The 15,771-nt window shown below is 59.9% G+C and carries 14 protein-coding genes and 2 pseudogenes; 5 read left to right on the top strand and 11 right to left on the bottom strand.

Translation table 11 applies throughout. The features are described 5' to 3' along the window. Positions 1 to 276: 276 nt before the first annotated feature. From AC3D25_RS02690 to AC3D25_RS02680, 3 genes are all read left to right on the top strand, one after another. Positions 277 to 2,133 carry an alkaline phosphatase family protein gene (locus AC3D25_RS02690; RefSeq protein ID WP_488886931.1) on the top strand — a complete coding sequence of 619 codons (1,857 nt, stop codon included), beginning with the start codon at positions 277 to 279 and terminating at the stop codon, positions 2,131 to 2,133. 77 nt (positions 2,134 to 2,210) lie between these two features. Next, complete coding sequence (locus tag AC3D25_RS02685; protein ID WP_488886930.1) at positions 2,211 to 3,455, top strand: cytochrome-c peroxidase; 1,245 nt, start codon at positions 2,211 to 2,213, stop codon at positions 3,453 to 3,455. Between the two features lie 479 nt (positions 3,456 to 3,934). Further along, the gene (locus AC3D25_RS02680) at positions 3,935 to 4,939 is read left to right on the top strand and encodes a hypothetical protein (protein WP_488886929.1); all 1,005 of its coding nucleotides are present in this window, start codon (positions 3,935 to 3,937) and stop codon (positions 4,937 to 4,939) included. Positions 4,940 to 5,255: 316 nt separating this feature from the next. On the opposite strand, the gene AC3D25_RS02675 is transcribed toward AC3D25_RS02680, so the two are convergent. The 9 genes and pseudogenes from AC3D25_RS02675 to AC3D25_RS02635 all read right to left on the bottom strand — a co-directional run bounded on the left by AC3D25_RS02675 (position 5,256) and on the right by AC3D25_RS02635 (position 10,981). Further along, complete coding sequence (locus AC3D25_RS02675; RefSeq protein ID WP_488886928.1) at positions 5,256 to 5,393, bottom strand: hypothetical protein; 138 nt, start codon at positions 5,391 to 5,393, stop codon at positions 5,256 to 5,258. A 20-nt stretch (positions 5,394 to 5,413) separates the two neighbouring features. Beyond that, a pseudogene (locus AC3D25_RS02670) lies at positions 5,414 to 6,032 on the bottom strand (transposase); the annotation flags it as partial. 89 nt (positions 6,033 to 6,121) lie between these two features. Further along, positions 6,122 to 7,066, bottom strand: coding sequence for a tyrosine-type recombinase/integrase (locus AC3D25_RS02665; protein ID WP_488886927.1), 945 nt, complete (start codon positions 7,064 to 7,066; stop codon positions 6,122 to 6,124). A 17-nt stretch (positions 7,067 to 7,083) separates the two neighbouring features. Then, positions 7,084 to 7,863 carry a nucleoside 2-deoxyribosyltransferase gene (locus AC3D25_RS02660; protein ID WP_488886926.1) on the bottom strand — a complete coding sequence of 260 codons (780 nt, stop codon included), beginning with the start codon at positions 7,861 to 7,863 and terminating at the stop codon, positions 7,084 to 7,086. An 80-nt stretch (positions 7,864 to 7,943) separates the two neighbouring features. Continuing rightward, positions 7,944 to 8,168, bottom strand: coding sequence for a DUF3717 domain-containing protein (locus AC3D25_RS02655; protein ID WP_488886925.1), 225 nt, complete (start codon positions 8,166 to 8,168; stop codon positions 7,944 to 7,946). Continuing rightward, a complete protein-coding gene (locus tag AC3D25_RS02650; RefSeq protein ID WP_488886924.1) occupies positions 8,165 to 8,641 on the bottom strand; it encodes a hypothetical protein in 477 nt (158 codons plus the stop codon). The genes AC3D25_RS02655 and AC3D25_RS02650 overlap by 4 nt, the downstream gene beginning before the upstream one ends. Positions 8,642 to 8,828: 187 nt before the next feature. After that, complete coding sequence (locus tag AC3D25_RS02645; RefSeq protein WP_488886995.1) at positions 8,829 to 9,299, bottom strand: RES family NAD+ phosphorylase; 471 nt, start codon at positions 9,297 to 9,299, stop codon at positions 8,829 to 8,831. Then, positions 9,296 to 9,751 (bottom strand): Xre family toxin-antitoxin system antitoxin, encoded by a 456-nt coding sequence (locus tag AC3D25_RS02640; protein WP_488886923.1) that lies wholly within the window; start codon positions 9,749 to 9,751, stop codon positions 9,296 to 9,298. Before AC3D25_RS02640 ends, AC3D25_RS02645 begins: the two co-directional genes overlap by 4 nt. A gap of 933 nt (positions 9,752 to 10,684) precedes the next feature. After that, the gene (locus AC3D25_RS02635; protein ID WP_488886994.1) at positions 10,685 to 10,981 is read right to left on the bottom strand and encodes a hypothetical protein; all 297 of its coding nucleotides are present in this window, start codon (positions 10,979 to 10,981) and stop codon (positions 10,685 to 10,687) included. Between the two features lie 841 nt (positions 10,982 to 11,822). Between AC3D25_RS02635 and AC3D25_RS02630 the strand changes: the two genes are divergently transcribed. Both AC3D25_RS02630 and AC3D25_RS02625 read left to right on the top strand, forming a co-directional pair. Then, a complete protein-coding gene (locus tag AC3D25_RS02630) occupies positions 11,823 to 12,041 on the top strand; it encodes a ribbon-helix-helix protein, CopG family (protein WP_309788797.1) in 219 nt (72 codons plus the stop codon). Next, positions 12,035 to 12,427 carry a type II toxin-antitoxin system VapC family toxin gene (locus AC3D25_RS02625; RefSeq protein ID WP_488886922.1) on the top strand — a complete coding sequence of 131 codons (393 nt, stop codon included), beginning with the start codon at positions 12,035 to 12,037 and terminating at the stop codon, positions 12,425 to 12,427. The genes AC3D25_RS02630 and AC3D25_RS02625 overlap by 7 nt, the downstream gene beginning before the upstream one ends. Before the next feature lie 505 nt (positions 12,428 to 12,932). Here AC3D25_RS02625 and AC3D25_RS02620 read toward each other — a convergent pair. Both AC3D25_RS02620 and pruA read right to left on the bottom strand, forming a co-directional pair. Continuing rightward, a complete protein-coding gene (locus tag AC3D25_RS02620; protein WP_488886921.1) occupies positions 12,933 to 14,081 on the bottom strand; it encodes a branched-chain amino acid ABC transporter substrate-binding protein in 1,149 nt (382 codons plus the stop codon). 148 nt (positions 14,082 to 14,229) lie between these two features. Continuing rightward, positions 14,230 to 15,671 (bottom strand): annotated as a pseudogene (pruA, locus tag AC3D25_RS02615) (L-glutamate gamma-semialdehyde dehydrogenase). Positions 15,672 to 15,771 lie beyond the last annotated feature (100 nt).

The raw sequence follows: 15,771 nt of genomic DNA, 5'->3' as shown, positions 1-15,771 counted from the left end.
CCCTCGGATTTTCACGATTTCGTTGCACGCGCATCAATTGCCCGCGATTCAGATGTTTGCGCCGACCGGCCGGTTGCTGCCGAAGGTCGCCCCCTGCTTACCCGTCGAGCCTTAATTTGCTGGAGGCGGCTCGAGCCAATGTTTATTTCATTTTCTAACCATTTCTTCATAGCCATGTAACACAACTTACATAGAATTCGCGCGTGTCAAATGCCGTCGGATCGATCCGGCCTATAACGAGGAGAAGTTGTGAAACATGCAGGGTTGCGCAGAGGTATGCTCTCGATGCTGGCAAGCATCGGCGTAATGGCAGGATTGTCTGCCTGCGGTAGCAGCAGCAATGGTTCGGACGCCGGTCCGAAGGTCAGCGGTCAGGTGCTCGGCAGCTATATCCAAGGTGCGGCGGTCTGCCTGGACGTAAACAACAACGGCAAGTGCGACCAGGGCGAGCCTGTCGCGCGCTCGGATGCCCAAGGCAAGTTCTCGATCGCCGATACGAGCAATGGGTCTTGGAAGTATGTTGTTGCCGATCTGAAAGGTGCAACGGAGAATGACGCATCGGGCAAAAACATGGGCACGGTGTTCAACAGCACGGCTACGTTCCGTTCGCCGCGTGGCGTCAGTTCCCTTAGCGCGATCACCACGCAGCTTTCACAACTGATGGACAGCGGCCTGTCGCAGGCGGATGCTCAAACGCAACTGGCGACCAAGATCGGCACGACGTCGGATGCCCTGCTGGGCGACTTCAACACCAACGGCAACGCCGTAGTGAAGGCCGTGAGCGACCAGTACATTGCAACCGTCGCATCGAGCAAGGCGATCAGGCACGTCTGGGTCATCGTGCTCGAGAACAAGGCCGCGGAATCGACGTACGGCACGACGAACCCTGATTCGAACCAGGACCCGTACCTGAAATCGCTGATGCCGCAGGGCACGTACCTCGCGAACTACTATGGCACCGGACACGTTTCGCTGGACAATTACATATCGATGGTGTCGGGTCAGCCATCGACACACGACACCGAATCGGACTGCTTCGCGATTTGGTCTGATATCGTCGATGCCGGAAACGACTCGGCGAACCCCAAGGTTCTCAAGGCAGGCACGGACGTAAACGGCCACCAGAGCGGCGGCTGCGTGTTCCCGGCTCGTGTGCAGCATTTGGGCAACCAGATGGAACAAGCCAAGCTCACGTGGCGCAGCTACAACGAGGACATGGGCAACAACCTGAACCGTGACGGCACGAAGACCTGTTCGTTCCCGCGCCGTACCGCGCAGCTTGCGGGCACCGACCCGACGAAGGCTGTCGACGGCACGCAGGCCGCGCAGGCTCCTTCGGCTTCGGGTGACGTGGAGGGCGATGAGTACGCAACGCGTCACAATCCGTTCCCGTATTTCCATTCGACCATCGATGATCTGGCAAACTGCGACGCGCGCGTGGTCAACCTGCAAGCCAACCTGGCAACGGATCTTCAGTCGATCGACACTACACCGAACTTCTCCTTCATCACGCCAAACCTGTGTAACGATGGTCATGATGGTGACGGTACGGGTACTGCGGGTAAGGGCTGCGCAAACGGTCAGCCTGGTGGTTTGACTTCGATCGACGCGTTCCTGAAGAAGACGATCCCGGTGATCCAGGCTTCGCCCGCCTACAAGCAGGACGGCCTGATCATCATCACCACGGATGAAGGCGTCGTGACCGGACTTACGCCGACAACGCAAGTCAGTGCTGATGGCAAGACGCTCTCCTTGCTGGAGCCGGAGATGGGCAATCAGTGCCCTGGCTGCAACCAGCAAACGGGCCCGAACGTGGCGCGTCCGGAACAGGTCACGTTGACCACGTACCCGGTGGCCCAAGCAGGCCTGCTCGGTATTAACCCGGCGACGCTGCCTGCATCCGTGCAGAGCGTGTCGATTTCGTTGAACTACCTCGGAGTCGGTGGCGATCAGATTGGTACGCTTCTGCTGTCGCCGTTCATCAAGGGCGGTCACGTGGATAACACCGGCTACAACCACTACGCGCTGCTGCATTCGCTCGAAGACAACTTCGGCATGGGCTCGTATCTTGGCTACGCCGATGATGCATCGCTCAAGCCGATCTTCACGTCGAGCAACATTGACAACCGCTAATCCCTAGCGATCTCAATAGAACTCTGTTGTCGTTTGCCCGGTTCTCTGTTCGAACCGGGCTGTTTTCTTGATGAGTCATGCGCCAATATCCTTCAAGGGCTGTTCTCGCGACGGCCCTTTGCATTTCCCTTCTGTCCGCATGCGGCAAACATGCGCTGGACGCTCAAGCGACATCTCCGGTTAGAGCGGGTGCTACTGATCTGGTAGCTATCGGCAAGGCGGCGTTCTTCGATCCGTCGCTGTCGGCTTCCGGCAAGCAGTCATGTGCGTCCTGTCACAGCCCCACGAATGCCTACGGGCCACCGAATGGTCTGGCTGTCCAGTTAGGTGGTCCAAACATGGATCGAGGCGGACTGCGCTCGGTACCGTCGCTGCGCTATCTGCGTTCTGTGCCTTACTGGACGTTCACGCAGGCAAATAGCCTGAAAGAGCGCCTGGAGGACGGCGACAATCAGCCCATTGGCGGATACACCTGGGATGGGCGCTACAATACCCCTGCAGAGCAGGCTGCATTTCCCCTGCTCAATCCGGATGAAATGGCAAACGCTAATGCGGATGACGTGGCGAAGAAGCTGAGCAAAAGCACCTACGCACAGCAGTTACGGGAAGCATTCGGCCAGGACGTTTTCTCGCGACCGGCAGAAGCGCTGGCAGACCTCGGAAAGGTATTGCAGGCATTCCAGTTTAATGATCCGTCGTTCGCGCCGTACTCCAGCAAGTTCGACCGCGTGCTCGACGGCAAGGACAAACTCACGCCACAGGAAGCGCACGGATTGACGCTGTTCAGCGACCCGGACCAGGGCAACTGCGCAAGCTGCCATCTGATCAACAAAGGCGCTCATGGCTCGCATCCGGCATTGACGGATTACAACTTCCAGACGCTGGGCGTGCCACGCAACAAGGACATTCCGGCCAACCGCGATCCGAATTTCTTCGACATGGGATTATGTGGGCCGCTGCGTGAAGACCAGGCGAAGCAACAGAAATGGTTCTGTGGAATGTTCCGTACGCCTACGCTTCGCAACGTCGCCACGCGAGGTGTGTTCTTCCACAATGGTATGTTCCATACGCTTGAAGATTCGATGCGCTTCTATGTTGAGCGCGACACGAACCCGGCGAAGTGGTATCCGAAAGACGCGCACGGGCACGTCGTGAAGTTCGACGATCTGCCGAAGAGTCTGCGCAGTAACGTGGATGTCAAGACGGCGCCGCTGACGAATCACGTGGGCGGCAAACCGGTCTGGTCGGGCTCGGATATCCGCGATGTGGTGGCGTTCCTGAATACCCTGACCGACGCGGACGCACAGGCAGTGCCTCGCTAACGTCGTGCAGAAAAAGAAAAGCCCGATTAGTCTTAACCGGGCTTTTCTTGTGTTAAGGGCCTGATACTACTGCGTCATAGAGTTACGGAGTCAATGCAGCAAATCGGGCCTCTCTGTAATCGACTGGATCGGTGTACCTCGCGAAATTGAAAAGGCCATCGAGCATTTTCAGCCGATTGTTGACGGTTCTACTTGCGTGCGTGAACGTCGCATTTTGGCCGAACCCGGTCCGACATCGACCTGGCGCGGTGACCCGCGACTGATCGGTCCGCGTCGGGCAGACGTCGACCCTCTACCGCCGTTCATCACGGCGAGCCAGCACTGGCGATTACGGCTTACTTCGGTCATTCCCACGATGCTTCGGTGCGGTGTTGACCGCAGATTGAAAAAGATCCTGCAAACAATGGACCAAACCGGTAATCTGCGCGATAAATGCCTCTAGCAATTCACGAGGAATTCCAGTTCTGAACCTGCGCGCCATGACCAAGGCTAGAGAAGAATGCCATCGCAAAGCCGCCGTGCGCGCCATAGTCTGTGCCGCGCTCGTTGTTGCCAGCGCGTCGGCACACGCGCAGGAATTTTCGGTTCTTGCCGGCGCGCTCAAGAGCAGCAGCAACAACACATATTCCTGGGAAGGGACCTATCGCGAGGGGCTCGGCCGCTACGCCGCGTGGAGTTTCTCGTGGCTGAATGAAGGCCATATTCCCGATCATCACCGCGACGGCCAGGCCGTGCAGTTCTGGGGACGGCTGCCGCTCTGGAACAACCGGCTGGAATTGTCGGCGGGCGCGGGGCCGTATCGCTGGTTCGACACCAAGCAGGCGCAACTGGGTGGCGACTATTCGAACACGCACGGCTGGGGCGGCCTGTTTTCGCTGCGCGGCGCGTACTACTTCGACAACCGCTGGCTCGCGGAGGTGAAGCTCAATCGCGTGCAGGCGAACGGCGGTCCGGATACGACCACGCTGCTTCTCGGCATCGGCTATCAGCTCGACGCGCCCGACGGCCTGGGGCCGCGCGCGCGGCCGCCGTCGCGCACGACGAACGTCACGAGTAACGAAGTCACAGTGATGCTAGGCACGACGATCCTGAACAGCCCGGATTCGGAATCGAATCTCGCGGAAAGCATCGAGTATCGGCGCGGGTTGTGGCACTACGTCGATTTCACCGCCTCGTACCTGCATGAAGGCGGCCAAGTGCAGTCGCGCCGCGATGGCGTCGCCGCGCAGCTCTGGGCGACGCGCGCCTTCGTCGACGACAGGCTCACGTTAGGCGTCGGCATCGGCCCGTATCTGTCGATCACACAAAACGACGATTTGCCGCAAAACCGCACCGGCGACGGACGCTTTTCTGGTCTCGTCTCGGTATCGGCGAGCTACCGGTTCACGGACTGCTGGCTCGCGCGCGTCACGTGGAATCGCATGGTCACGCGCTACGACCGCGACGCGGACATCATCGAGGCGGGCGTCGGCGTGCGTTTCTAGGGCTAGAACAGCTCTTTCCGACTGCTGATGTCCGGCCCATCGCAGACGACACTGAGAACCAGTCGACCGCAATCGATGGCGGTCAGTTATGCAGTTGAACATCAGGAGGCGGCTAACCGATGCCCTACAGCCGCCTGACGGTCTCCGACCGAACGGCGACGACCGTCGCATGTTGGCCAAGAGCGTGTCAAAACACGTAGTCGCTGGGAATTGACGAAACCTGTCCCGGCGCGGATCGCCGCTTGTCGACTGCGGCAAGCCGAACGTCAAATCACAGCCGCGCACGTCACTAACGCTCAACAAGCCCGCGCGGGCTTCACGCCCGCATCGCCTTCATAACCGCTTCTGAACCGAGCAGCTTGATCACGCGCTTCATGTTGTACGCCAGCACGTGCAAGCTCATCTCCGTGCTCACCCGCCCGATGGTCCGTGTCAGGAAATGAGTGGCGCCCATCCATGCCTTGATCGTGCCGAACGGGTGCTCGACATCTTGTCCTGTAGTCGCTCTGTTCTGGCCTTCGCGATTGCAGGCTCCTGACGATCCGCTGTATCCATTGCTTCGAGATAGCGGGCGATACTTGATTCGATGTCGCGCATGCGTCGTTCGAGCTTGGCGCTCCTGAAGTTGCGGTCGCGATGGTTCACCGCCTTGAACTTGCTGCCGTCTATCGCAACGAACGCTTCGGCGAACAGGTCAAGACGCTGGCACAGCATGACGAACTGACGACAGACGCTGCGGATTGCTTTGCCGTTGTCTTTACGGAACCGCGCAATGGTTTTGAAGTCCGGTGCCAGGCGGCCGGTCAGCCACATCAGTTCGACGTTGCGCTGGGCCTCGCGTTCAAGGCGACGGCTAGATTGAATACGGTTCAGGTAACCGTAGATATAGATCTTGAGCATCACCTCGGGGTGGTACGAGGGCCGACCAGTCAACGCTGGTTCGACACCTTCAAACCCGAGCTTCTGAAGATCAAGTTCATCTACAAAAACATCGACTACGCGCACGGGATTGGTGTCCGTCACGTAGTCGTCAAGTGCTTCGGGGAGGAGAAAAGCTTTGCGTACGACTGTTGCCTTGAACGAACCGCTTCATCTCGCTCACCCTCCGCTATCGGATGAACCATTTTAACGCGGCAAAATGGCGTTTTGACACAATCTGGGCCGAACGCGGACGTGATCGTCTCATGTTGAACTGACGTCGATCGTCTGCCGCAAGCGAGTGGCTGTACGGTGACTCGACAAGCCAAGCAGGTTGCTAACTTGTTCGTTGGTCTTTCCCGTATTGAGGTGCCGGCGAGCATAGGTGTTACGCAGCAATCGTGGACTTTCGTCGGCGGCCGAGATATCGGCGCTGTGAAGCGCCGCTCGGACGCAGATTCCCAGCGTGTCAGGCTTCATCGGTTTCCCGCCAGCGGTCGCTTGAAAAAGCCAGTTGGTCGGACATTGCATTTCTTGCCGGGCGCTGTGAAACGCGCGCAGTGTTGCTCCTGCGAAGTCGTCGATCGGAACCCTGCGCGCAATGCGCGGCCCATGCTTTTGCACGTATATGGTCGGGCGGTCGTCGCCGACATCGAGGTCATCGACCTGCGCGGTCCGGAGTTCGGCCGCCGTAATGCCTGACGCCAGAAAGAGGGCGACGATCGCGGCGTTTCGCAACGCCTTGAACGACTCGTACTCGGTCGCGCGCAACGAGTCCTGCAGACGCAAGTCGTCGGCCTCGGACAGATACACCGGTATTGGTTCATCCTCCGGCCAGCTTTCTCGCACCAGCATCTGCTCGGCGGGATTGTCCTTCCGCAGATTTAGCGCGATCAAATGTCGCGTGAGTCGATCGATCAACTTGAGGTAGCGCAGACGGGTCGTCGTTCCAGTCGCCCAGTCTCGTCCCGACGTTGCGAAGAAACCCTCGACGTGGTCTGCACCGAAGGTGGCCACGGTCAACCGGTGGGCGATCAAGTAATCGTTGAAACGGGAAAACATTGCGCAGTGCTGGATCACCGACTGATCTGAAAATGCGCGCCGATCGGCACCCGTTGCTTCGACGCGTTGCCATTGGAGGTAGGCATCCTCGGGGGATGTAAGCCAGATGTCCAAACTATTGAAATTCGATATACTGAAATCGCGCATTCCCAATCCCCACGAAGCTACCGCTTCGCCAAACCAGTCACCAAAGAGAGGGTGCCTTCAGACACCCACGTGGTCGTTATCGCATCAAGACATTCAGCCGGACCGCCAAAAATAAGCTTGGTCGAAGCGGAAATCATCAGGTTCACACTCGCGCCGAAGTCTTCGATCACATATCCTCCGGCGCAAAGCGCAGGCTGCCCGACCGCCGACGGCTTCCGCGAAACGCGCTCAATCAAGGGTTCGGCGCTCGACCGATACCCGAATACTGGTTTTCCAAGCGCGACGGCAAAACCGATTTCGAAAGCGGTCCCGCTGTCGGGTTCACCTGGACCACGAAAGTCATTGATGTTTGCCATGACGAGATCGGCCGACCGGATCGCCTCGACGTTAGCGCGGTAGATCCAATGAGCCGCGTCTTCGCGCTGGAGCGAAGCGGGCACGTCACCATCAAGCGGATAGAGACCAACGAAACCGCGTTCTCGGCAGAGTTGCTTCAAATGCTCGCCGTGCTCACGCGCGTCCGTGCGGAACACGTCGAAGCCTGCCAGATAGATTCGCGGCTCACGTGCGGCGTGCTCGATGGGCAGGGGCGAGGGCGCGAGCTTTCCCTCCCGCACGCGTTTTTTTATCCGCGCGACCTGGCGCCGCGCCGCGAGTACGCTCTCTCCAAGCCGTGCCGCGACTTCCTCAATCGAATACCCACGGTCGAGTTGCTCTAATAGTTTCGCCTGTGATTGAGTCGGCCGCCGCATCTGCTTTTCGAGTCCTTTTCGGTTAAATGCCCCTTCGACAGGCAAGGAACAACTTCATTGTGCCGGGGAAATGCGTGTGTCAAGGCCAGCGGTCACCTAACCTACCCACTCCCGGGCGCGAGATGTTAGAGCGGCAGCTCACCTTGCGAGAGCGCGAGGTTAAGCGCTTCGTTTTGCTCCGGCGACAGGCCCCGGGCATCGACGCTTCCCGCGCCTTCGAAAATCAGCTTCCCGTACACATTTGCGAGAACACGCGCACGAGGACAGAGCGCTGCGTCCTCGCCTGCCTGTTGCCGTGCGCGCCAATAGTTGATTGCTTCCTCGACTTGGTGGATTTCGTAGCGACTCATGTTCTTGCCTTTGGGGATCTCGCGGCTCTCTCGCCGGGCGCCTCGCGGATCAGCTTGTGCAGCTTCGCGCGGCTGAGCTCGGGATCGTGCCATTTGTCATCGATCGCCATTTGCACCACTTCGTCCGAGCAGACGACGAGCATGGATATTTCTCCGATTCCGAAAAGTCGGCTGGGTTCGTTTGGGAACGGCGAATCTCCAAAGCGCCTGTAAATTCGCACCTTCAGCCGGACGGCCGGCACTGCCAGATGCTGTTCGACAAACTCCCAAAACAGGGCCGCTGCGGTCCGCCGGTTTTTCGGGGTGTCGCCAGCTCGCGCGATGAAGTTCGCGATCGTTTCCTCGAACGCCTTTTGAAAATTCCGTCCCTCGTTGAAGGCGACCTCTACCTCTCTGGTGTGCGGACTCGGCAGTGGGTCTTGGGACTCAGCCGTGTCGAATAACGTGACTGTTTCAGTTTTATCTTGTTTCATATCCGGCGGCGAATTCGAATGCTAATCCTCGCTTACCGCGAGTGGTAGCCCAATGCTAACTGGACATCCGCAGAGTCAAGGCGGTCGGCGCAATGAACGCTGTCGCGACTGTCAGTAACGGCGTTGTTTCGCCGCGACGTCTAGCGAACAACGGAAAAGTCTGATCACGGGCGGCGAAAGCGACAAATCAGCCGCGTGCCAGAAGCTTCAGAATCCGGTCGTCGTGCCTGACGTGGAGTGCTTCAACAATCCGTACGGCGTTAGCGGCGGGGTGGGCCGGGTTAAGCAAAAAGTTGTGGGCGAAAGGGACGACCGCGCTCGGTACCTTCAGCAAAGTGCTCGTTTCTCCCTGCAGCCATTCCGTGCCTGCGCCGCGCGACCAGTCGGGATTTTGCCGCCAGTCCGCCGGGACATCAGCGTCCATAATCTCAGCGACGGTAACCTCCTCGTCTATCTGAACGCGCAACAGCTGGTAGCCATCAGGCAACTGGCCGATGCTGGCGATCTCCATGTGTACAAGAATTTCAAGCAGCGCCAATGCCGGGTGTTCCGCCAGGTAGATGATGGGCCGTCCCGCGAAATGCCAGCGCCCCGGCGCGCGGAGGCCGCCTGTCCCTTTGAGATCAGCGTTGTTGCTGATTCGCCAAAGGACCATCAGGCGAAATAGCCTTCGTCGATCTGGACAAGAGCTTCTTCCACGAGACGTGCCCCGTGCTCGCTGCTAGCCATATCGAGTGCCGATTTTCCGGCAAGGCGCACTTGAGCGGCCCTGAGCCAGGCCATCGCCTTGCCCGGGTCACCGAAAGTCGATTCGGCTTGAGCGAGGATCTTTGCGAGCCGGATCGCCTTGTCGGACTCGTCAGTCGATAACCGCTCGTGGTGCTGGCGCCGATGCGTCAGCGTGCGGCGCGGGATGATGAAGGAGAGTTCGTCCCCCTTCAGGCCGCGCGCTGACAGCCGGTCGATCACGGCAACGTCCACGCGGGCATTCGCTATCTCCGCAAGGTCTGCACCGGACTGAACCCTGGCGTTGAGCAGTTGCTCCAGGACATTGAACTCCGCCCTCCGCGGATCGTTCGAGCCAGTTGGTTTAAACGGAACAATTGTCATTGGAGCCTCCGTCGGCAATTTGCCCACAGATTATAGGCGTTCTGCCGGATCTTGGCTGATGGATCGCCCTCGTCGAGCTCCAACGGACGCCGAGCCCCACGTGCCTTGCTAGCGCGTCCACCGGCGGTCGCGGGACTCAGAACTCGGCGCAGCGGCGTCTCGCACGCTTCGCATGCGTGGAGCCTTCCCATGCGCGTTCGCGCCAGTGCCCATCGCGCCGTCCCTCTCACCAAATTTGACCGCCCTCTTCCGTGAGATTTCATAAATTAGGGCCAGTGTCCGCAAATGAAGGGTCGGATAGTCCTTACTATCCGTCCCTTCGCTTGATCAGCGAGTAGGCGCTGCGCGGGGCTCAGTTCGGCTACGAATTAAACCGGCCTGCATTGCGTCGCGCGTCTGACGCGACCGTCGGTCAGGCCGCGAAGTGTGTCGTAATCAAGCCGACTACGATTGGATGGCGCGTAGAGCTTGCGACGGGGTTGCTCGTTGCCAACGACGACGACCTGGCTCCCACACGGATCTAGATGTCATCACGGGACCCCCTCCACGCATCTTCGCTCGGCAGCTTAGTAAGGTGCCCGTACTCGGCTTCTATCCGCCGGAACGTATCGAGTTGTGCTGCTGTTTTCTTTTGCTTTTCATGTAGGTCGCCACCGTTGCTGGATGCTAGTCCGCCGGTTTATCGGCAAACGGAGGCTGCGACTTTAGTTGACGACTGGTCGAATGCTACGCTCAGAGCGAACACGAACGCCTAAGAGATTATTTCGGAGGCGTTCGCGCTGGTTGAGAAACACGATCCGGCCGACAGGTCTCTCATCCTTGTTCCCACCGGCTTTGGCAAGATGTTCGAAGAGGCGGAACAGACGAAGGAGTTCGACCGCTAACGTCCGCGACAATGGCGGCTTACACGGACTTAGCGGGACGCGGATGCCGTTATCGGCTTCCGCCGAAATTGCGGTAAATCGGGTTCGACGTCGGCATGGGGTGCGGGTCGCCTACGGTCGCGACATCTTGCGTCCGGGCGGCGGCGCCATCGTGAAGCGCACTTTCACTTCCGTCCACCCGGTCTGTTTCCTGGCGCAGAGCAACCAACTTTTGACTCGCGCCTGCGTCCGGCGATCCGTTGCTCGAGCGGAAACGCTCGCGATAGTCGGCGGGATTGATCTGCAGGCGTCGCTGGAAGATGCGCCGGAAACCTTCGGTATTGTCGAAGCCGCAGCGGCGCGCAATGTCGCGCAGCGGCAGGGCGGTGGCTTCGAGATAGTGACGCGCGGCGTCGATACGCGCGTTTGTTCAACCATGTTGCCGTTTCTCTCGCTTCACGCGCTCGCAACTCAACGGGGCGATGGATTGCGCCCTGAACTTCTAGCCTTATTTGAACGCCATGCAACATCAGATACCAGTCTCTTTGCCATCATCGAACCTGTCGAAACAGAGCCCCTTTCCTCGCCCACGGGGTCGCCCGCGGCCCCAACGCTCTGGTCCGTGGATGCCGGTGGCAGGAAGCTCGCTTTTTGCGACGCGGGCGTCGAGCCGCTCTGGATCCCTGTGTTGTTCGAGCCTCCCGCGCTGTTCGAGTCTGAGGAACCCGAGCCACCGCCGCATGCTGCAAGTACGGCGACGGTCAAGGCTGTTGCAGCGGAAAGGCGGATGGACGGCAATGCAGCGGACGACTGTTTCAAACCAAGCCTCGTTAAGTTCGTTGGACGCCTGAGGTGGCGTTCTGATCGTTTCTCGTATTCACCGACCCGTCGCTAGCGAGTGGATCGTTGACGAAACCAGTGTTGCGTGAGAAGGGTCTGGTCAAGGCAGCGAAGCCGCGCCTACTACGCCGGCGCGCTATGAACCGCTGCAAGTCGGGCACGCCTGCCCGGACCGGCAGGAGCATATTGAGCAGGAAGCTGGTTCTTGCGCGGCCGAAAGACGCGGCATTTCGGGCGTCTTTCGGCTGGACGAAAAAGAATGCTGGGTCGACAGGGTTACGCGTCGATCCCCGCTGGGAAATCGGTAACGCTTGTTTTAAACCTACCGGCGATATATGATATGTATATCATTACACGGAGGTGTCGCAATGAGCAGAATCTTGGTTGACCTACCGGATTCACAGGTCGATGACTTGGCTGCGATTGTGGAAGCAGAGCAACGTCCGCGCGCGGCAGTGATTCGTGACGCCATCGAGGCCTACATTGCACAACGCAAACGCACCCTTGGCACGGACGTGTTCGGCCTGTGGAAAACCAAAAAGGTCGATGGTCTGACGTACCAGCAGGAGCTTCGCTCCGAATGGTGAAAGCGCTGTTTGACACGAATATCCTCATCGACTATCTCGGCGGCATAAGCGCCGCGAAGAAGGAGTTGGGGCGGTATGAATACCGTGCCATCAGCACGATCACGTGGATGGAGGTCCTTGTAGGCGCGTCTTCCGAGGACGAGGGATCGATTCGGGGGTGGCTAGGCACGTTCGACGTTATTACGCTTGACAGTGCCATAGCCAATCGGGCGGTCGAAATCCGCAAAGCAAGGCGGATTCGTCTTCCTGACGCGGTCACTTGGGCAACGGCGCAGGTACATTCGATGTTGCTCGTTTCGCGCAATACGAAGGACTTTCCGGCGGACGAACCGGGTATTCGCGTCCCATACAAAGTGTTGGAAAGCACTATCCGGGCGTTAAGCTAGAGAATTGGCTGAGCGACTGATCAACGAAGGGAGTCACCGTGGCAGGAAACAAACCATGTTCAGCCTGACCCCAGCACTCGCTCTGGCGATGATGTGGTGGCGAAGCGCCCCCCGAAGCGATAGGAGCTCACATCCGCAAATCGTACGGGCTACAGACGGACGTATAGGCCACGATCGTCGCGCGACCGGACTTGTTCCCGCCGCGAAGTTCCGCGTTCGGCCAACTTGTGGCGTTCATGACCATCCTTAAATGGTCATTCGAGCGGCTGCTTCCCTTAATCAACGGACCTCAAACGCTCAAGTCAGAGCGGACGCCGACGCTGTCTATCCGTGAGGTACTTCTACGTCCCCAGGTTCTTAACGAGCAATCGGAAAAAAACGAGCCCCATGTGCAACCATGAGACTCGGGAAATCGGCGCACCACAATCGAAGGAGGAGTTGCAATCGCTCGCCCGCGCCGCGGCCTGGGACCAGGCCCACCTGTACCCTTTCCGTTAAGCAGGCATTACTTCGTGCCGACGGTTTGCAGCGCGGTCCACTTGCCGCCGGATACCTTGTAGACCGTCACGCCGCCGTATTTCAGATCGCCGCGATCGTCGTAGGCGAGTTCGTTGGTGGTCACGCCCTTCATCTGCGTAGCCTTCAGCACCGGCAGATAGACCTTAGGTTCGACCGAATCGGCCTTCTTCATCGCGTTCAACACTGCCGTGGTGCCGTCATACGCGTACGGCGAATAAAGTTCGACCGGGTTGCCGAAACGCTTCGTGTAACGGTCCACATACGCCTTGCCGCCCGGCATCTTGTCGAGCGGACTGCCACCCGAAGATGCCAGCGCGCCCTCCGCCGCCGGACCTGCGATCTTCAGCAGTTCGTCCGAGTGAATCATGTCCGGTCCAATCAGCGTGCTCTTGATGGCCAGTGAACGCATTTGCTTGAGGAACGGCGCGGCTTGCGTATCCGCGCCGCCGTAGAAAATCGCGTCGGCGTCCGACTGTTTGATGTGGGTCAAAATCGCGCGGAAGTCGACCGCTTTGTCGTTGGTGAATTCTTGCGCCACCACCGTGCCGCCCGCCGCTTTCACGGCCTTCGCGAATTCTTCGGCCACGCCCTGGCCGTAGGCGGTGCGGTCGTCGACAATCGCGAAGCGCTTGAACTTCAGATCCTTCACCGCGTAGGTGCCGAGCACGCCGCCTTGTTGCGAATCCGACGTGACGAGGCGGAACGTAGTCGCGAAACCTTGAGCCGTGTAGGCCGGCGCGGTGGCCGTCGCGAGTTCCGGAATGCCGGCCTTGGCGTAGATCGGCGCGGCCGGAATGCTGGTGCCTGAGTTGAAGTGGCCAATCACGGCGGCCACCCCGTCGTCGACCAGTTTCTGCGCGACGGTCGTGCCGGTGCGCGGATCGGCCTGGTCGTCGGCGGCGTCGAGCACGAAGTGCACGGGCTTGCCGCCGATCACCGGCTTGGTCGCGTTGAAATCTTCAATCGCCAGCGTTACACCGCTGCGGAAGTCCTCGCCGTAATGCGCTTGGCCGCCGGTCAGCGGTGCGGCGAAACCGATCTTCACATCCTGCGCCTGCACGAATGCGCTCACGCTGGTCGAACCGAGCGCGGCAGCGGCCGCGGCCAGCGCGATGTATTTCAAGTCCATGCGCATCTGATGCTCCTCTTTTCTCGTGGAATGGCGCGAGACGTCCCCCGCCGCGTGGAGTCCACGCAGCGTCCGTCCCGCTGTTGCAGTCACTTCTTCTTGCTCTTCAGACGCGCGGCGCTTCTTAGACCGCGCCGCTTGCATCGACGCGCGCTCAGGTCATATGCGGATAACCGTATTGGGTGGCGGGTACGTAGGTTTCCTTGATCGTGCGCGGCGAGACCCAGCGCAACAGGTTCAGCGCGGAACCGGCCTTGTCGTTGGTGCCGCTGCGACGCGCGCCGCCGAACGGTTGCTGACCGACCACCGCGCCGGTCGGCTTGTCGTTGATATAGAAGTTGCCCGCAGCGAAACGCAGTGCGGTCGCCGCCTCGACCAACGCCGCGCGATCCTGCGCGAAGACCGCGCCGGTGAGTGCGTACGGCGACGTCTCATCGACCAGTTTAAGCACCTCGAGCCATTGGGCATCGGGATAGACGTAGACGGACAAAACCGGCCCGAAGATTTCTTCGCGCATCGTGACGAACTGCGGATCGTCGACTTCGATCACGGTCGGGTGCACGAAATAGCCGGTACGATCGTCCGCGCCGCCGCCCGCCACGATCGACGCGCCTCCACTTTGCCGCGCTTGCGCGATATAGCCGGTGATCCGTTCGTGCGGTCGATCACCGCGCCCATGAAGTTGCCTAGATCGGCGACGTCGCCCATCTTGATGGAGGCGATTTCGTCGGCAAGGCGCGCTTTGACGGCGGGCCACAGCGACGCAGGCACGTAAGCGCGAGACGCAGCGCTGCACTTCTGCCCTTGATATTCGAATGCGCCACGCAGCAGCGCGATGCTGAGCGCGGTCACATCAGCCGACGGGTGCGCCAGCACGAAGTCCTTGCCTCCGGTTTCGCCAACCAGCCGCGGATAACTGCGATAGGTCGGCAGACGCTCGGCGGTAGCGCGCCACAGGGAATCGAACACCGCTGTCGATCCGGTGAAATGCAGCCCGGCAAACGCCTTCGAACCCAACACCACCGACGACACCGTCTGCGCCTCGCCCGGCACGAAATTGATGACACCTGGCGGCAGGCCGGCGGCTTCTAGCAACTGGAACACGAAGTAATTGCTGAGCGCAGCGGTGGCAGCAGGCTTCCACAGCACGCTGTTGCCCATCAACGCCGGCGCGCAAGCCAAATTGCCGCCGATCGCCGTGAAGTTGAACGGCGTGACGGCGTACACGAAGCCCTCCAGCGGACGATACTCGAGCGCGTTGCGCATGCCGGCCGGCGACATCGGCTGGTTCTGCTGAAAGTCGAGAGCGAACGCGACGTTCCAGCGCAGGAAGTCGATCAGTTCGCACGCGGAGTCGATCTCGGCCTGATAGGTGGTTTTGCTTTGGCCAAGCATGGTGGCCGCGTTAAGCTTGGCACGCCACGGGCCGGCCAGCAGATCGGCGGCCTTCAGGAACACCGCGGCGCGGTCTTCGAACGACCACTGCGACCAGTCGCGTTGCGCATCGGCGGCGGCCTTTACGGCGGCGGCGACATTCTCGCTGCTCGCCTGATCCAAGTGCGCCAGCGTGTGCGCGTGATCGTGCGGGCATACCACAGCTTGCGTCGCACCGCTGGTCAACCGTTTGCCGCCTGCCACCACGGGAATCCTGACCACCTCGGCGGACTGCTGTTCAAGTGCGCGCACCACCGGGTGA

The organism is Caballeronia sp. SL1002 (assembly GCF_057814995.1).
The sequence above is the reverse complement of the archived record's forward strand: the minus strand, read 5'-3'. Positions and strand labels throughout refer to the sequence as shown.